The organism is Collinsella sp. CLA-ER-H11 (genome assembly GCF_040092445.1).
In the GTDB taxonomy this organism is placed as follows: domain Bacteria; phylum Actinomycetota; class Coriobacteriia; order Coriobacteriales; family Coriobacteriaceae; genus Collinsella.
In genome coordinates this window covers 352,170-369,361 of sequence record NZ_JBBNLN010000001.1, presented here as the reverse complement: position 1 = coordinate 369,361, position 17,192 = coordinate 352,170, and the positions used below count along the sequence as shown (strand labels likewise).

Sequence of the window (17,192 nt, the reverse complement as noted above, 5' to 3'; positions counted from 1 at the left end):
TTGACTCCTTAGAGCTCCGTCTACGAACGGCGGATAACCTCGGTCACGACCTCGGATACCGTGGCAATGTTCGTCGGGTTGACATTGTGGGGCAGGTCGTCCTCGGTACGAGCGCAAGCCAGACGCGTGCCGTCCACGCCGGCGATGGTGAGGGCTCGGCGGCTCGCCTCGAGCGCGGCATAGGCATCGGTCTTGGCATAGGGCATCTCGAGCGCGCCACAATCGACATGGAACGACTTGCACACCTTGCTGACCAGGTTCATGATGCGGCGATCGCCCTTGAGCAGCTGCTGTTCGCCCTCGACCGTCACCACCGAAAGCCTACCGGCGCCGACGGATTCAAGATTGATAAAGAATACGCCGCGGAGCTTATCGCGATGCGAAGCCAAGAAGGCCTTCATGCCGGCGCCATCACAATCCGAGGCGCCCGTTGCCACAAACCAGATATCGTGACCGAGCAGCTCATCATCGCCCATAGAGGCGACAGCCGAGAGCATATCTTCGGAAGAAGCGCCATCGGAAGACGTAGCGCCGCCCTTCCAGCCATCGTTATCGTCCTCGAAGTTATCCCACGAACCGATACCGCGACCGGACTTCTTGGCATCGTAATCGTCTTCGACGCCCAGCCAGTCACTCATGCTGTCCTGCTCGTTTTTCTTTTTACGGCCGAACAGACCACCCAGGCCGCGCTTACGAGACTTGGGTGCCGCCGGGGCGGGAGCCGAAATGGTCTCGATCGGCTGTGCGCCCGACGCAACGGGCATAGGAGGCGCAACGGGTGCCGATGTGGGTTCGGGGCCCTGGGCAGTAGCAAAGGGATCGTTGACCTGTGCGGAGGGGTCGGGAAGGTCGAACAGCGACGTGCGAGACGCAACGTTTGCCTGCTTCATAGACGGCAGCGACGGATCGGGGACCGAAGCCAGCGGAGACGAGGAAGGTGCAGGCGACGGTGCCGACGCCGGATCGGGAACATTCATCTGCGGGCGCGGCGATGCCTGGGAGGAAATCTGGGCCATAAGGGAATCGACCGTTTCGTCCTGGGTGGGAGCGACATTGGCAACCGTGGCACCGGAACCACTCGGGGTCGGCATGGTGAAAATCTGCGTGGAATAAGGCCTCGACTCATCCGTCTCGGGAGTCTCGGAAACCGCAGGCACTTCCTCCTGCTCGACCTCGGTCGAATCATCTTGCTCGGCTGCCGCGTATTGCTCTTCGTCAGAGTTGGCCTCGACGGGCTCGTCCTCGGCGGCATCTTGGATTTCGGCAGCATCAACAGGCTCGTCATCGTCTGCCACGTCGCCCTGCTCATCGGAAACAGGAAGGGGCTCGGCAATCGCGGTGCTCTGTTTTTCAAACGTTATCGTGGAATCGAACTGCGCGGCATCAAACGACATGGTGCTATCGACGTGCTGCTGAGCCTCGAAAGACGTCGTCGCTTCAACAACATCCGCGGACGCCGGTTGCTGGGACTCAAAGGACGTTGTAGCTTCGGCGGCTTCGACGGGCGCGGACTGCATAGCCTCGTTCTGCTCGAACTCTTGCGCCGCGAGCTCACGTGCCGCCTCGGCTGCCTGCTGCTGAGCGATAGCCTCCTGCTCGGCAGCCTCGCGTGCGGCAGCGCGCTTCTCCTCGAAATCGTCGACAAATTTCTTGCCCTTTGCAAACGCACCCTTAAAGAAGTTGGAAGCGCTGGCGCCAATCGACGAGAACGCGGATGCAATGTCGGCATGCGGCGTTGCCGCGGGAATCTCGGCCGAGAAATCAGTATCGCTCTCGTAAGACACGCGCCTCGGCTGTTCAACGTAATCGTCGTCAGACTCGTCCGCAACGTCTTGCGCCGGCGCGGCGGGAGCCAAAATGTCCAGTCCTGCCGCGGGATCGAACGCGGACACCGCCTCGGGATCGGCAACGGCAGCGGTAACCGCGGCAGACTCATCATCCGCAGCGACAACGGGCGCAGGCGCAGCCACGACGGGGGCAGGCTCGGGCTCAAACGTTGGCTCCTCGCCCTCCTCGTAATCGAGCGTGCAGGACTCGGGAAGCATTCCGAGCGCACGGATGGCATCCGAACCAAAGCGGATGTTGCCGGCGGCGTTGCGATAGAGCTTGGGCTCGGGCTCGGCAGACTCCTCCGCCGGCTCGGCAGCGGGAACCTCGTCATTGAACTCTTCGGCTTGGGCAGCCTGATTCTGATCCTCGGGCACGATAGCGCCGATCAGCGTCTCGTCGGCAGACGCACCCTCAAAGCCCTCGATTTGCTCGTCGAAAGCCTCACCCTGTTCGGGCTCGGTCTGAGCGTCGGGAGCAATCGGCTGACCGAATTCGTCCTCGGCGTAGGTAGGCTCTTCATACTCGATGGTGTTGCCGTAGTCGTTTTGCTGCTGGGCCGCGGCATATTCCGCCGCTGCGCGCGCCATTTCCTCGGCACGACGCTTCTGCTCCCCAAAATAGGTATCGAACGGAACATCGTCGGGAAACTCGTTTTCGCCCTGGAAGGGAGCAACGTTGTCCATAACGCCGAGCATAGCGGCGACAGAAGACTTGTTGCACACCGCGCCAGACGTATAGGGAAGAATGTGGCGGTTAGAGATGATGTTTACCGCGTTGGCGAGTGCAACGAGGGAAGCGAGGATCGCGACAATCCACAGCAGAACCTTGAGCGCGCCGGGGAGCGGCAGAATACGCAGGATGGCAACGGCAGCGGGGGCAACCGTGGCAACGGGCAACAGCTTGGCGATGAGCGCACGATACGAAGCATAAGGCTCGCGGGCGAGCAGCTCAGCACGGGGAGAGTCGTAGTGTGCGACAACGACCACCGGGCGGTTACGCGGGGACGCGAGCGGGCCCGAGGCCTTGTGGTAGGCGATGACATTTTGGCTCACGCCCGTCTTGCCCAGGCGCGAAACCACGGGGTGGCCCGTGCGCTCGAGCACGTAAAGAACGGCGCCGACAATGGCCAGCAAGGTGCCGACCAAGCCGATACCGCCGCCGATGCCCATCAGCAGGGCGCCGGCAAACGCAAGAATACCGGTAACGGCAAATGCCAATCTACTGGGCGCCGGGGCATTGAACTCCTGAACCTCGGGATCAAAGCCGTGGTTGCGGAAGATCTGAGCGATATCCTCGGCAGCCAAGCGCTCTTCTTCGCTGCATGCCGGCGTAATGCCGGTGTTCTGCAGCAGGTGGTTAATATAGTTCTGGGTGTTCGCCATGTGCGCTCCACATCCATAATCCGACAAATAGGCCCAATGCATGCACATTAGAACCGTATATAGTCGAAAGTATACCCCGAGCGAGCGCAAACGACCGAATTCGGGCCATCTTAACGCCCCGAGCGGACAAGGATATAGCCTAATCTCCATATCGGACTAAAATCATGGCAGCAAACCACCTTCTCATGCGAGGACTCTATGACGGCAAGCGACACGACCGAGACAATTAAAAAGGGGAATTCGGAGCCCGGTTTCGATAAAACGGCTCAGCGCATCCTCAATCTTTTCTTTGTGCTCAACAGCTCCCCCGAACCGCTGACGACCGAGCAGATCGTCTTGGATTCTGACCTGGGATATGGCTCGGGCAACATCGACTCGGATAAGCGCAAGTTTCGGCGCGATCGTGACAAACTGCTCGAGCGTGGCATCTTAATCAAGGAGGTTCGCCCCGCCGGTGCGCAGGAGACCGAGGAAAGCTCGTGGACAATCGACCGCGAGCACACGTTTGCTGCAGGCGGCCTCATCACCGCAGACGACGCCGATATCCTACTCAACGCCATCGACCAGACGCTAGCGGCCGGCTCTTCCACCTTTGCCGCGCCGCTTGCCGATATTCGCTCCAAAATTGCCTACCTCACCGGCATGTCGGCGGTGGACGAAGTACCGATCCGCCGCTCTCCCACCGTCGATGCGGTATGGAGCGCCTTTGCCGAGCGATGCGCGCTGCGATTTTTATATCAGAACGGACGCGGCGAGCAGAAAGAACGTACCGTCTGTGTCTACGGCATGTTCGAACGCGAGGGCGTGGCGTACTTCTGCGGCCTCGACAATGTCACCGACGACATCAGGACATTCCGCTGCGACCGTATCGTTCGCGCATGGCGTCCTTCGAAGGCCTACGCCATCCCTGCGGACTTCAATCTCAACGACTATCTGTTCTTTGAATTCGATTTCGCCGACCGACCGCCCGTTGCAGCCACGTTCTCGTTCGCCCCTCAGACGCAGATCGATATGATCAACGGCCTCACGCGCGGGCGAGGTGAGCTCGCACACACCGATGCGGGATGGATCTGGACCGTTGACGTGCGCGACCTTGAAGCCGCCGCCTCATTTTGCATGGTCCACGCCATGGACGGCATGAGGCCCATGGCCCCCAAATCGCTCAAGCAGGCGTGGAACCACCTCATTGAAAGGACGGTGCACGAGCATGCCCGTGCGTAAACTCACCAGCGAGCAGAGACTCTCGCGCGCCATCGACATCATGGAGGCCCTCTACGCCGCCGGCGAGAGCGGCATGACACGAACCGAAATTTGCGACCGCTTTGACATCACGGGAGTATCGCTCGACGAGATTCTCGAGATCGTCTCGACGCTCGCGGACCGAGAATCGGGTGCGCGCATCATCTGCGAATGCCACGGCGAGCGTGTGGTCCTCACCGGTGACGCCGGACGTGTGCTACCGCTGCGTCTGAGTGCCGCCGAAGGCGCTGTGCTCAACCACGAACTTGAATCGTTGGGGATCGAGCCGCAGACGGCAGCTCGGATTCGACATGCCCTTCTGCCCGAAGAGCTCGGCTATAACCAGCGCGTCTTTGACACCGTCAACCACGGGTCACACTGGCAGCAGCTGAGCTGCGCCATTCAGGACGGCGTTCGCTGCCGCATCTCGTATCGCTCGATGGACGATGCACGGCCACGCGAGCGTCTGGTCGACCCCTTGCGCATTACGGTAAACGGCGACCAAACATACCTGATTGCCTGGGACATCGCGGTCGATGAGCAGCGCACCTATCGCATGGATAAAATCGAGGGACTCACCTTGACGGAAGACTCCGTCGTGCCTCACACACCGGGCGTCGCATCCCTCCACGATTCCCTTGCCCGGACGCAGCGTAGCGCAAAGCTCTTGATGCCATTCGATATGGCGGAGCATCTGGACTGGGCCGGCATCACCCTAATCGAGCGCAGCGGGCGGAGCCATCCGCATCTTGGATGACCCCGCCCTGTCAAAGCGTCTGTGCGATATGGCAAAAACCCTCGTCTGTCCGCTTTAGCGCCGCCGCTCGTGGTGTGCGCGCCACAGTTGCAGATAGTGACCGATCTGCGCCGATTCGATGCGCTGGTAGGAGCTCGTGGGCAGCGACGTTAAGAACTTCTTCCCGTAGCCCTTCGTCACCAGGCGCGGGTCGGCCAGAATCAGCACGCCGCAATCGGTCGACGAGCGGATAAGGCGGCCGGCCGCCTGCTTAACCTCGAGCACCGCCTCGGGCAGCGAATAGCGCGCCCAAGCGCGGTCTTCGCGCAGGTTGCGCTCGCACGAGAGCGGGTCCGTGGGGCTCGAGAACGGCAGCTTGGGAATGATGACGCAACGCAGCGTCTCGCCGCTGGCGTCAAACCCCTCCCAGAAGGCCTTAAGCGCAAAAAGCGACGAGGTCGGCTCGTTGATAAACCGGTCGCGCAGGCGACGAGGAGATGAGTTGCGCTGCTGGCAGTTGAGCTCCAGACCCGCACGGGCCATCTTGGGCTCAACGCGGGCGTACAGGTCTTCCATGTCGCGCCGATTGGTGAACAACGTGAGCACCGATCCGCCCATGGCAAGATGGGCGTCGACCAGCACGCGCTCGAGCGCCGTAAGATAGCTCTCACGATCGCGCGGATCGGGGATATCGCCCGCAACGACTACAGCCATGTTCGAATCGAAGTCGTAGCTCGAGTCCAAGTGCAGCGATGAGGATGTTGAAGCACCGATGCGATCGAGGCCGACCGCATGGTTAAAGTGTTCAAAGCTTTTGGACACCGTCATGGTCGCCGAGGCAAAGATAGCCGTGTGAACCTCGGGCAGCCACTCGGTTGCCAAGGCCTCGCCAATGTCGATGCGCTCTGCGGTCATCGACTCTCCGCCGGCACGCAACCTGCGATTGACCTGCAGCGAATACACGTAGTGTTCATCGGTGCCATCAATGATGAGTTTGAGGTTCTCGGCCAGCTCGTGCAGGCGGCGTGAGATATCGCCCAGGTCGACAACAACCTCGGGCTTGTCGGCGGCGACGGCTTGCACCAGCGCGTCGACTCTCTTGTCAGCCTGTTCCAATGCGTCGATGGCAGTGTAGGCCGACTGTAAGAAATCATGCCAGTCGTCAGATTCGCGCAACTCGGGGCCAATCCATAGATTGGCATTGTCATAACCCCCACGGGCACGGCGACCGAGCTCGCGAACGCCATCGAACACGTCGGCGATTGCCATGCTCGCGCGCGCAACCGTCGACGTTGCCTTGGCAGTAAGGCCCAGATAGAGCGTAGAGCCCTCGGAGGTTGCCAAATCACGGGAAACCTGGCTTAGCGCACCGGTGCTCGAGCCACCCAGGCGCTCAAACAGAACGCGTGATTCGTCCGCCGACACCACGCGCGCCCACTGACGGCGCGCCTCGCGCTCGATGGAATGGGCCTCGTCGATTACCCAATGACGAATCGGAGGCAAAATCCTGCCCTCGGCCGCGACATTGCGGAACAGCAGGGAATGGTTGGTGACCACCACATCGGCATGCGCCGCACGACGGCGAGCGCCGTGGACCAAACATTTATCAGGGAAAAACGGGCAGAGGCGACGAGCACACTCGCGCGAGGCCGTCGTAAAGTCGGGGCGGTTGACGCTGCGCCACCGAATGCCGAGCGAGTCGAGGTCGCCATCGGCTGATTGGCAGACGTACGCCATAATGACCGCGACCGCCGTGAGCGTGTCCGCCGGATCGCGCTTGGTGGTAATCTCGACCTGGCCTCGGCTCATGCGCTCAAGCTTGCGCAGGCACGGATAGTGGTCATAGCCCTTGAGAGCGCAAAATGACAGACCACCGTCCAGTTGCTCGGCAAGTTTTGGCAGCTCATGGTACATGAGCTGGTCGGCAAGATTGTTCGATTTGGTCGCAATACCAACCGTGATGTTGTTACGGCGCGCTGCCTCGGCAAAAGGCACCAGATAGGCCATCGATTTGCCGACGCCCGTGCCCGCCTCAATTGCACGATGAGTGCCCGTGACCAGCGCATCGCGGACCTCGAGTGCCATCGCGATCTGCTCATCACGCGGCTCGTAGGTGGGATACATGCGATTGACCAGGCCACCTGGCGCATAGTCTGCCTCAATCTCCTCACGACTCGGCATCTTGAGGACCGGCAGTTCGTCGGCGTCCACCCGATCGTCGGCGCGATCGGCCTTGAGAACGTCAGCACGAGCGGCGCTGAGAGAGAAGATAGAACCAGGGTTCTGCCCTGCCAAGAATGAGAAGATAGGACGATAGGACCAAGGCACATCCGGATGCATGTCGGCTAGGCGCGCCATGAGGCCCTGAGGCAAGTCGGTGAGCGCCACGAGCAACACGCGCCATACGCCACACAGGGCGTCGACGTCGGCATTGGCACGGTGTGATACCGAGTCACAGCCAAACAGATCGGCCATAAAAGACAACTTGTGCGATGCCAGGCGCGGAAGCGCGATGCGCGACAGCGCCAGCGAATCGATCCAGATATCGCTCACGTTGACGCCGCCTTTGACCGACTCGATAAACGAGCGGTCGAACGTGGCGTTATGTGCGATTACCGGGCAACCACCGACAAAATCGGCGAGAGCGGCTACGGCCTCAACGGCCGACGGGGCATCTGCCACATCGGCATTTGTAATGCTCGTGAGCTCGGTGATCTCGGCGGGAATCAGCTGCTTGGGATGCACGAAGGTATCGAAGCGGTCGACGACCTCGCGGCCCGAAAGACGGGCCGCCGAGATCTCGATCAGCTCATTGTCCTGCACCGAAAGACCTGTGGTCTCGGTATCGAGGACAATCACATCTTCCTCGATAAGGCCGAAGGACTGCGTTTTGGCGCGTTCGGCAAGCGTGGCATAGGAGTCGATGACAAACTGCGGCGTTCCTGACGAAACCGCGTCCTCGATTAGCATGCAATGCCCGCTCGACGAAGGCCCATACGAATCAGGCTGTCACAGACCTGCGGGAACGTCATGTCGTCGGTGTGGCGGATCTCGTCCGGATACAGCGACGTATCGGTCATGCCGGGAATGGTATTGGTCTCGAGGATAACGGGGCCGTCCTCACTCACGATAAAGTCGCTGCGCGAGATACCCAGGCAACCGAGGGCCTTGTGAGCAGCACAGGCAAGCTCCTGAGCGCGAGCGTAATTCTCGGGTGAAATCTGCGCCGGAATGCGATGGATGTCCGTAGGGTCGACATATTTCACGTCCAGATCGTAGAACTCGCAGTCCTTGGGCTTACGAATCTCGACAATCGGCAGAGCGCGCACGTCGTCCTCGCCGTATACGCCGACGGTGATCTCGGTACCCTCGATACACTTCTCGACCAGCACTTTGTCGCCGTACTCAAACGCCTTGGCGATTGCCGCGGGCAGCTCGGAGGGCTCATGGACCAGGGAAATGCCATAGCTGGAACCGTTGACGGCCGGCTTCACAAAGCAGCGCTCGCCACAAACCTCGACGATATGATCGATATCGACTTCATCGCCCACCTCGAGCGCGAGGCCGGGGGCAATAGGAATGCCCGCCTTGGCGTACAGGAGCTTAGAGACCTCCTTGTCGGCACCGCAGGCGCTGGCAAGCACGCCCGAGGCCGTGTAGGGGATACCAAGGGTCTCCATGGCACCCTGCATGGCGCCATCCTCACCGCCGGCGCCGTGCATGGCGATAAACGCCACATCGAAACCGCCAGTCGCCATGGTTACCATAAAGTCATCAGCGGCCGTGTCGAGCAGCTCCACCGAGGTGTAGCCGGCCTCCTTCAGTGCCGCCACAACGTTCTTTCCCGAATTGAGCGAGATCTCGCGCTCAGCGGAATGACCACCCGCCAAGACCGCTACGTGCATGTTCTCTAGGCTTTTACCCGGCATGGGCAGACTCCTCCTCTATAATTTCTGCAGCTGATACCATATTGTAGCGATACCCTCTACGTTTCCCCAAAATCGAAAGGCTTCCATGAATCCCAGGACTAAATCTCAGGACATTCGCGACTTGAGCCAAAACGATATTCGCGAGCTCGTGGCCGAACTTGGCCAGCCCGCGTTCCGCGCGAAGCAGCTCATCGAATGGGTCTTTGAGAAGAACGTTTGTTCGTTTGACGATATGACCAACCTTCCCAAGGCTTTCCGCGAGCAGCTTAAAGAGGCTTTTGCCTTCGACACGCCGACTGAACTAACCAAGCAAGTTTCCAAAGATGGCTCACGCAAGTATCTGCTCGAGTACCACGACGGCGTTTCCGTCGAGACCGTCGGCATGCCCCGTCGTAACAAGCTTTCCGTCTGCGTTTCCACCCAGGCAGGCTGCGGCATGGGCTGTGCCTTTTGCGCCACCGGTCTCAACGGCCTCAAGCGCTCTCTGACCGCTCAAGAGATCGTCGACCAGGTACTTCATGTATCCAACGACTTTGGCGAGCGCGCCACGAGCGTCGTCTTCATGGGCCAGGGCGAGCCGTTTGCCAACTACGACGAGGTTCTCAAGGCGCTGCGAATCCTCAACGACCCCGATGGCATCGGTATCGGCGCTCGTCACCTCACTGTCTCTACCAGTGGCGTTATTCCCGGTATTCGCAAATTTGCGGACATTCCTGAGCAGTTCACGCTTGCCGTTTCCTTGCATTCCGCCATCCAGTCGACGCGCAATAAGCTCATGCCCGGTGTTAAGAAGTACACGCTGCTTCGCCTTCACGAGGCGCTTCAACTCTACACCGAGAAGACTGGCCGCCGCCCGACCTATGAGTATGCCATGATCGAAGGCGTCAACGATACGAATCCGGAAATGCAGGCGCTCTGCGACTTCTGCGAGGGAACGTTGTGCCACGTTAACCTGATTCAGCTTAACGACATCGAGGGCAGCCCGCTCAAGCCGTCGCCGATTCATAAGGTTGAGGATCTTCAGCGTCGTCTTGAGTCCCGTGGCATCGAGACCACGATTCGTAACTCCCGTGGTAACGATATTGACGCCGCTTGCGGACAGCTGAAGCAGCGCTTCAAAGTTCAGAAGAACGCATAGGGGAGTCGCACCCCAAAACGTTTCATGTGAAACATCGAACGGCCACGGCTGCAGGATATGCAACCGTGGCCGTTTCATTTATTGACCTTAATTTTGAATCAGCTGCTACCTGTCCCATTTTTTACGGCCAAAATAAGGGGTCCTTGTCTCATGAATCAGACAAGGACCCCCTCAAAATATGCTGAGTAATTGTTAGGTACCTAATAGCCTACATTTTCCCATTGGTTGCTGACCCAACCCTGATTAATCTTGGGATTCTTCGTTACCTGAGCTGTACACATGGCAACATCTTCCGTCATAACATCCATTTTCTTTTTGGAAGTATCGACGATATCTTGCGCGCCACGAAGCAAACGACCTCGAAGTTCATCGTCTGTCGCGATCTTATAGCCAGCAAAGGCACCAGCCGCGACACTCGTCACCAATGCAATCGCTGTTAAAATCTTATTCCTCATCTTGGCCTCCTTGATCAAACTGAATCATTTCGCCAAGAATACGAGAGAGCTCTTCCTCATCTTTGAACTCAATTTCAATCTTGTTCTTTCCACGCGAACTCTTCACGCGCACGTTAGTATTAAATACCTGACGAAGAACGCGCGCGGCTTTCTTGAACGACTGTGGTGTTGCAGGCCTAGAGGTCTTTGGTGTCTCTCCGGCAGAAAATAACGGAGCAAGATTTTCTGTCGCACGGACCGAAAGACCTTCTGCAACAACCTTCTCCGCAAGCCTAATTCTGGCATCCTCATATGGAACGGCAAGGATTGCCCTAGCGTGACCTGCCGTGAGCTTTCCTTCAAATATCATCTGCTGGACGACTTCAGGAAGATCCAGAAGGCGAAGCGAATTTGTAATTGCAGAACGTGACTTGCTGACAGCCTTTGATAGAGCCTCCTGGGTCATCCCACTTGCATCAATGAGCTGACGATAGCCTTTTGCCTCTTCTACAGGATTTAGGTCAGAACGCTGAAGGTTTTCAATAAGTGCAAGAGCAAGCATTTCTTCATCATTAACTTCTTTAATGATGACTGGCAGCTCTTCAAGGCCTGCCAGTTTGGATGCCTGATAGCGACGCTCGCCAGCAATGATTTCATATCCGTTGCCATGTTTACGAACCAAGAGCGGCTGTAAAACACCGTGTTCCTGGATAGACTCGCTTAGCTCACGAAGTTCAGTTTCATTGAAGTGAATTCGAGGCTGATTCGGATTGGGAACAATATCCTCGATGGGCAGCTTGGTTTCAGAAGTCGCTGCAGCAGACGAACCACCGGTTTCATATTCAGCTTCAGAAACCAGTGCGCTCAATCCACGACCTAATCCACTGCGCTTTTTAGGGCTAGGCACGCTTGATCACCTCTTTTGCAAGATTCATATATGCTTTTGCACCCTTATTTTGCGGTGCATAAGTAATAACCGGTTCTCCAAAAGAAGGAGCTTCAGAGATTTTAACAGTACGGGGAATCAACGTCTTAAAGGCCTTATCACCAAAGTACGACTGAACCTCTTCAACAACCTGATTCGACAGTGATGTCCTCGAGTCATACATGGTCATAAGTACGCCATACGTATCCAAGCCCTTATTTAGACGCGATTTGACCATCTTCATTGATTCAAGTAGCTTCGTAACGCCCTCAAGTGCATAATACTCGCACTGAATCGGAATAAGAACGCTGTCTGCGGCGGTCAATGCGTTAATAGTCAGCAAACCAAGCGAGGGCGGACAGTCAATGAATATAAAATCGAACTCATCTTGAATAGGTTCAAGCAAATCTTTGAGGCGAGTTTCACGAGCAATTGCGCTTACGAGCTCAATTTCGGCGCCTGCAAGCTGAATTGTTGCCGGAATTACGAATACCTTTTTGCAATTCGTATCAAGAACAAGCGATTCTGCGGGCACATCATTCAACAATGCATCATAGATGCAGTGGTCAAGGTCTTCTTTTTCAATTCCAAATCCGCTTGTGCTGTTTCCCTGCGGATCAAAATCGACAATGAGCGTCTTACGACCCTGCTCACCAAGTGCTGCTGCAAGGTTTACAGCCGTCGTTGACTTACCGACACCGCCTTTTTGATTGATGATTGCAATAATACGCGTGTCTTTAGCGCTCTTCGAACGCTTAACGTCGCGAAATCCCACGGTCCCTCCTGGTGTGTATTAAAGCTGTCAAACGGAGGATGTTTCACGTGAAACATTCCGATTCGATATCAACTGCCATGTTTCACGTGAAACATGGCAAGTAATTACTATCCATTATGTTTCACGTGAAACATCTAAGCAAGCGGATTCTTCTTTGCCATGCCATTTGCACGAGGCAATGAAACGGATGCTGAATGACTCTTCTTAAGAACAATGAACTCCCTGTGACCCAAGCCTTCAGGCAAATCAATTGCGTCATTCAGAAGCAAAGTGAAGCCGCAAATCTTAGCTGCTGACATGCCGGAAGCAAGCTCCTCATCCGAAGGATTGCCCTTGGTGATAACAAATAGCCCTCCATCCTTCAGGTACGGAGCCGCATACTCAACAAGAATCGGTAGAGGGGCCAGTGCGCGGGCGGTTACAACGGAGAACTGCTTCTTATGGCTTCGAGCATATTCTTCAAGACGATCATGAACCGCATGAGCATGTTTCAATCCAAGAGCATGGACAAAGGAATTAACCGCATCAACCTTCTTGCCAACAGAGTCAATATAAGTAGCTTTACGATGCGTGGTTATGGTTAATGGAATACCAGGGAAGCCCGCACCTGTTCCCATATCGAGCAAAGCTCCCTCAGGAGCCTTATTGATATAGGGGAGCAAAACAAGTGAGTCGAGGATATGAAGTACGGCAGCATCTTCTACGTTAAGAATACGGGTGAGATTGGTTGTCTTATTTGTTTCTAGAACCAAATCCAAATGCTGGATACATTTCCTCAGCTCAATATCAGTTACGCTCAAGGAATATTCTTTGCAATAGGAAGTTAGGCGACTCAACATCTCGTCAGCCTGCTGATCGGTAAGTACAAACAACAGAAGCTCCTTTCTGACAAAAATCAGCGTATCGAGAACTTTTGACAAAAAAAGGGGACGTGGAAACCACGTCCCCCTAGCATAAGCTCGAGTAGATTATCGAGCAACAATCACCACATGGCGATCAGGGTCAGAACCCTCAGAATGAGTATCGACTGCATCGTTGCCACGAAGTGCAATGTGAACCAGTCGGCGCTCGTAGGCATTCATGGGCGGAAGCGAAACACTCTTATGAGTGCGGATGGCACGCTCGGCAGCAGACTGAGCCATGGAGGCGACCTTATCCTGACGGCGACTCTTGTATCCCTCGACGTCCACTACAACCGGATACCTAAAGCCAAGCTTGCGGCTCACCAGCAAAGAGAACATAACCTGAAGAGCATCAAGAGTGCGACCATGACGGCCAATGAGAACAGCAAGGTCGGGAGCCGTTACATCCAAAATCAGCTCACCCTCGTCGCCCTCATACTCATCGATAGGAGAGTTGGCGGCATCGAAGTGCGAAAGGATGGAACGCAGGATGGAAATCGCAACATCGGCAATGGTGTCGAGCTCCTCATCGGTCAGCTCTTCACCAGCCTTGTAGCGCTGTGCAATCTCGGGATAATCGCCCGCGACCTGCGGGGCAACCTCCTCAAGCATATCCTCGATGATCTCTTCAGACATAACGTACTCCAAAAGTTAGGTACCTAAATAAGATTGATATTCCACTACTTCTTCTTGTGCGGGCGCGGCTTCTTCTCGCGACGAGTGACCTCAACCTGCAGCGGAGCGTTCTTAAGACGCTCCTCCTCATCGGCCTTCGCCTTGTCGATGACCTTCTGCGTCACAAAAATCTGCTGGATAACCTGCCAAGCAGACGAGACGTCGTAGTACAGCAGAACGCCAACGGGAAGGCTCCAGCCCATCCAAAGCATCATGACCGTCATGACAACGGCCATCATACGCATGCTCTGAGCCTGCTGGCCGGTCTGGTTGCGCGACATATAGAGCTGCGGAATCAGGGTCAGGACGGCAAACAGGATCAGGCAAACCAGCGCAGGCAGTGCAACCATAAAGCCATCGGCAAAGGAAGCGCTCGGCGTGGTGGTCAGGTCGGGCAGGATGTTGAAGAACGAGAACGTGCCGTCGTTAAAGTACTGCGGCAGGTTGCGCAGCAATGTAAACAGGGCGAACAGGATAGGCATCTGAATCAGCAGCGGCAGACAGCCAGCCATGGGGTTGAACTTGTTCTCGCTGTAGAACTTCTGCATCTCCTCGGCCTGACGCTGGGGATCGTCGGCATAGCGCTCCTGGATCTCGAGCATCTTGGGCTGCAGCACCTGCATGCGAGCCGTCGACTTGGTCGACTTGAGCATAAGCGGCGTCAGCAGCAGACGGATGATGACCACCAGGATGATGATGGACAGGCCCCAGTCGACCGCAAAGGTCTGGATGAGCTTGAGCAGCTCGAAAAGGATGTTAACGATCCAATCCCACATGTAAGTTTTCCTCCGATAGCGAGTGCCCGCTAGGGCACAGGGTCATAACCGCCGACGTGCAGGGGATTGCAGCGAGCGATGCGCCTCACAGCAAGCCAGCAGCCTCTCAAAACACCGTGCTTCTCAATCGCCTGGATGGCGTATTGCGAGCACGTTGGGTAATAAATGCAGGCGTCAGGCAATAAGGGCGAAATAACCTGTTGATATATGCGAATAGGAGCGATGGCAACACGTCGCAAAACGTGATTGCTCATCGCTCCTCCCCGGCAACGCCGGCGCGCTTCATAAGCGAACGCAACGCCTTGTCCATCTCCTGCGGCGAGGAAACCCTCGTCTTGGGAGTTGCAAACAAGATGATGTCATAACCCGCAACGGGAAATCCGCAGCTGCGGGCGGCCTCGCGCATCACACGCTTAGATCGGTTGCGCACGACGGCACAACCGAGTCGCTTAGCACCAACGAAGGCGACCCTTCCGGAGTCGCCTTCGCCAACCGATTCACATATGGTCATTCGAATCAGAGGGTGATTGAAACGACGCCCCTGACTGAACACATGCTCGAAATCTTGCCGAGACTTAATAGTCTTCATGCGAGATGTGTGTATCGCTGCTAGACAGTGAGACGCTTGCGGCCCTTGGCGCGACGACGGGCGAGCACGGCACGACCACCCTTAGTGGCCATACGGGCACGGAAGCCATGGGTCTTGGCACGCTTACGCTTATTAGGCTGATACGTACGCTTCATCTTAAGTTCCTCCTGCTGCATTTCGAGTGTCCGCGGGGACGCGGACGCAGATATAGACACGTGAGCTTGAAGATTGTAGGGAAATCAATGTTCAAATGTCAAGAAATCAAAGGTAAAAGGTTGCACAGTTCACACGGTTCCCCCATAAGCACAACCGAAATTTGCGCCTCATGGCAACCTTTCACGATATTTCATCGAGTTTTCAACAGGTCATGTTGGCAATGTTGAGAACTTTTCACCCGTTTTCCAAAGTTTTCAACAAGTTTTGAAAAGTTGTCGAAAGATGAGAAACGTTGCACGGTGAGCTACTATTTGTTCGAAACCTTTTGAAAGATTGCGAGCGGCATGTCTGACGACTTTTACACCATGGTCGATTCCGGAGACCCGGCACCCGACAACGAGCACATCACCGGCGTGCGCGAAGAGCGTGCGGAAGGCGAGCAGACGACCACGCAGGCGCCAAAAGCCATGTACGCCGCGCGCATCGCCGTCTATGACGACATGCTGTCGACACCGCGGGTGATCGTCATTGATCCGCAAGATGTCCGCACGTATTTGGAAGAGACGACCAACACCGTCTACCAGTGCATGAAAGAACAAGGTGGCCATATCTCGCTCATGGTCATCCGCGAGATTGTCGAAAACTTTATCCACGCACACTTTGCCGAGCCCATCATCTCGATTCTGGACGGCGGAGACACCATCCGCTTTGCTGACCAAGGACCCGGCATCGACGACAAGGAACGTGCTTTCGACTTTGGCGTTACCAGCGCAAACAGCAAGATGAAGCGCTATATCCGTGGAACCGGAGCAGGGTTTCCCATGGTGCAGGAGTATTTGGAAAACGCCGGCGGTGCCGTATCCATCGAGGACAACATGGGCAACGGCACCGTGGTTACGGTAAGCCTGAACCCTAAACGCGTGCAGGAAATCGAGCGTGCCGGCGGACGCGGCGCTGCCGTGCGGCCCGAGACGGAGCAGCCCACATATCCCCTGCCGGGAGCTTTTGCGCAGCAGCCCGTGGCAACGCAGCAGATGCAGCCCCCCGTGAGGCAGATGCAGCAGCCCGGAATGCTTCCCACACAAGAACCCCAGGCGGCATCTATGTCGATGCCGCCAAACATGCCAGAGGCCATGCCGCTGGCTGATCAGGATGCAGCAGCAATGCAGCAGGCGACGGGGGCGCCGGGTGGCCAGCAAATGGGCTATCAGCCGTACCAACAGGGATATCCATATCAGCAGATGCCGCCACTGGGGTATGGCCAGCAGTTCCCGCAGCAGTACCAGCAGGGATATCAGCAGCCGTACCAGCAGATGCCGCAGCAGCAGTACAACCCCTGGGCCCAGCAGACGCCTCCGCAGCCTTACCAACAGTGGCCTCAAAGTTTTCAACAGCAAATGCCGCCGACACAGAGTTCTCAACAACCAGCAGCTCAAATGATGTATCCTAATGCAGCAAATCAGTATGCGCAGCCACAACCGGACGTGTTCGTAAGCGACCGCGGCAACGCCGCGCTGGGCTATCTGGCGCAAAATCAAGCGTGCGGTGCAACCGATCTGGCGAGGGCGTTTGGAAACTCGGCCCCCACTTGGTCACGCACGCTCAATGACTTGGCGCAGGCCGGCTTGGTCATCAAGCATGGCCAGAAATACCATCTGACCGAACTCGGCGCCGCTCGCGTGCGAGCTCAGAGCTAAAGAACGGGA

The 17,192-nt window shown here is 56.7% G+C and carries 16 protein-coding genes; 4 read left to right on the top strand and 12 right to left on the bottom strand.

The window, feature by feature from the left end; genetic code table 11:
* Positions 1–20: 20 nt before the first annotated feature.
* Complete coding sequence (locus AAAX35_RS01540; RefSeq protein ID WP_349116505.1) at positions 21–3,212, bottom strand: hypothetical protein; 3,192 nt, start codon at positions 3,210–3,212, stop codon at positions 21–23.
* A gap of 198 nt (positions 3,213–3,410) precedes the next feature.
* On the opposite strand from AAAX35_RS01540, the gene AAAX35_RS01535 reads away from it, so the two are divergent.
* Together AAAX35_RS01535 and AAAX35_RS01530 are read left to right on the top strand one after the other, a co-directional pair.
* Complete coding sequence (locus AAAX35_RS01535; protein ID WP_349116504.1) at positions 3,411–4,433, top strand: WYL domain-containing protein; 1,023 nt, start codon at positions 3,411–3,413, stop codon at positions 4,431–4,433.
* A complete protein-coding gene (locus AAAX35_RS01530) occupies positions 4,420–5,208 on the top strand; it encodes a WYL domain-containing protein (RefSeq protein ID WP_349116502.1) in 789 nt (262 codons plus the stop codon). Before AAAX35_RS01535 ends, AAAX35_RS01530 begins: the two co-directional genes overlap by 14 nt.
* 54 nt (positions 5,209–5,262) lie before the next feature.
* Here the strand turns inward: AAAX35_RS01530 and AAAX35_RS01525 are convergent, their stop codons facing one another.
* The gene (locus AAAX35_RS01525) at positions 5,263–8,157 is read right to left on the bottom strand and encodes a helicase C-terminal domain-containing protein (RefSeq protein WP_349116501.1); all 2,895 of its coding nucleotides are present in this window, start codon (positions 8,155–8,157) and stop codon (positions 5,263–5,265) included.
* Positions 8,151–9,116 carry a D-alanine--D-alanine ligase gene (locus AAAX35_RS01520; RefSeq protein ID WP_349116500.1) on the bottom strand — a complete coding sequence of 322 codons (966 nt, stop codon included), beginning with the start codon at positions 9,114–9,116 and terminating at the stop codon, positions 8,151–8,153. Before AAAX35_RS01520 ends, AAAX35_RS01525 begins: the two co-directional genes overlap by 7 nt.
* Positions 9,117–9,201: 85 nt before the next feature.
* On the opposite strand from AAAX35_RS01520, the gene rlmN reads away from it, so the two are divergent.
* Positions 9,202–10,254: a 23S rRNA (adenine(2503)-C(2))-methyltransferase RlmN gene (gene rlmN, locus AAAX35_RS01515; protein ID WP_055287295.1), complete on the top strand. Its 1,053-nt coding sequence runs from the start codon at positions 9,202–9,204 to the stop codon at positions 10,252–10,254.
* 200 nt (positions 10,255–10,454) lie between these two features.
* On the opposite strand, the gene AAAX35_RS01510 is transcribed toward rlmN, so the two are convergent.
* The 9 genes from AAAX35_RS01510 to rpmH form a co-directional block, all read right to left on the bottom strand.
* Positions 10,455–10,709 (bottom strand): hypothetical protein, encoded by a 255-nt coding sequence (locus tag AAAX35_RS01510; RefSeq protein ID WP_349116499.1) that lies wholly within the window; start codon positions 10,707–10,709, stop codon positions 10,455–10,457.
* Positions 10,699–11,595, bottom strand: a complete 897-nt coding sequence (locus AAAX35_RS01505) for a ParB/RepB/Spo0J family partition protein (RefSeq protein ID WP_349116498.1) — start codon at positions 11,593–11,595, stop codon at positions 10,699–10,701. Before AAAX35_RS01505 ends, AAAX35_RS01510 begins: the two co-directional genes overlap by 11 nt.
* Complete coding sequence (locus tag AAAX35_RS01500; RefSeq protein WP_022093800.1) at positions 11,588–12,388, bottom strand: ParA family protein; 801 nt, start codon at positions 12,386–12,388, stop codon at positions 11,588–11,590. Before AAAX35_RS01500 ends, AAAX35_RS01505 begins: the two co-directional genes overlap by 8 nt.
* 134 nt (positions 12,389–12,522) lie before the next feature.
* On the bottom strand, positions 12,523–13,260 hold the full coding sequence (gene rsmG, locus AAAX35_RS01495) for a 16S rRNA (guanine(527)-N(7))-methyltransferase RsmG (protein ID WP_229030414.1): 738 nt from the start codon (positions 13,258–13,260) through the stop codon (positions 12,523–12,525).
* 96 nt (positions 13,261–13,356) lie between these two features.
* Positions 13,357–13,926, bottom strand: coding sequence for a R3H domain-containing nucleic acid-binding protein (locus AAAX35_RS01490; RefSeq protein ID WP_022093802.1), 570 nt, complete (start codon positions 13,924–13,926; stop codon positions 13,357–13,359).
* Between the two features lie 44 nt (positions 13,927–13,970).
* Positions 13,971–14,741, bottom strand: a complete 771-nt coding sequence (locus AAAX35_RS01485) for a YidC/Oxa1 family membrane protein insertase (RefSeq protein ID WP_006236192.1) — start codon at positions 14,739–14,741, stop codon at positions 13,971–13,973.
* Between the two features lie 29 nt (positions 14,742–14,770).
* Positions 14,771–14,995: a membrane protein insertion efficiency factor YidD gene (yidD, locus tag AAAX35_RS01480; RefSeq protein WP_082222962.1), complete on the bottom strand. Its 225-nt coding sequence runs from the start codon at positions 14,993–14,995 to the stop codon at positions 14,771–14,773.
* Positions 14,992–15,330: a ribonuclease P protein component gene (gene rnpA / locus AAAX35_RS01475; RefSeq protein WP_006236191.1), complete on the bottom strand. Its 339-nt coding sequence runs from the start codon at positions 15,328–15,330 to the stop codon at positions 14,992–14,994. Before rnpA ends, yidD begins: the two co-directional genes overlap by 4 nt.
* Before the next feature lie 20 nt (positions 15,331–15,350).
* A complete protein-coding gene (gene rpmH, locus AAAX35_RS01470) occupies positions 15,351–15,485 on the bottom strand; it encodes a 50S ribosomal protein L34 (RefSeq protein ID WP_019127408.1) in 135 nt (44 codons plus the stop codon).
* Positions 15,486–15,830: 345 nt separating this feature from the next.
* Between rpmH and AAAX35_RS01465 the strand changes: the two genes are divergently transcribed.
* Positions 15,831–17,183 carry an ATP-binding protein gene (locus AAAX35_RS01465; protein ID WP_349116497.1) on the top strand — a complete coding sequence of 451 codons (1,353 nt, stop codon included), beginning with the start codon at positions 15,831–15,833 and terminating at the stop codon, positions 17,181–17,183.
* The last annotated feature ends 9 nt before the right edge of the window (positions 17,184–17,192 follow it).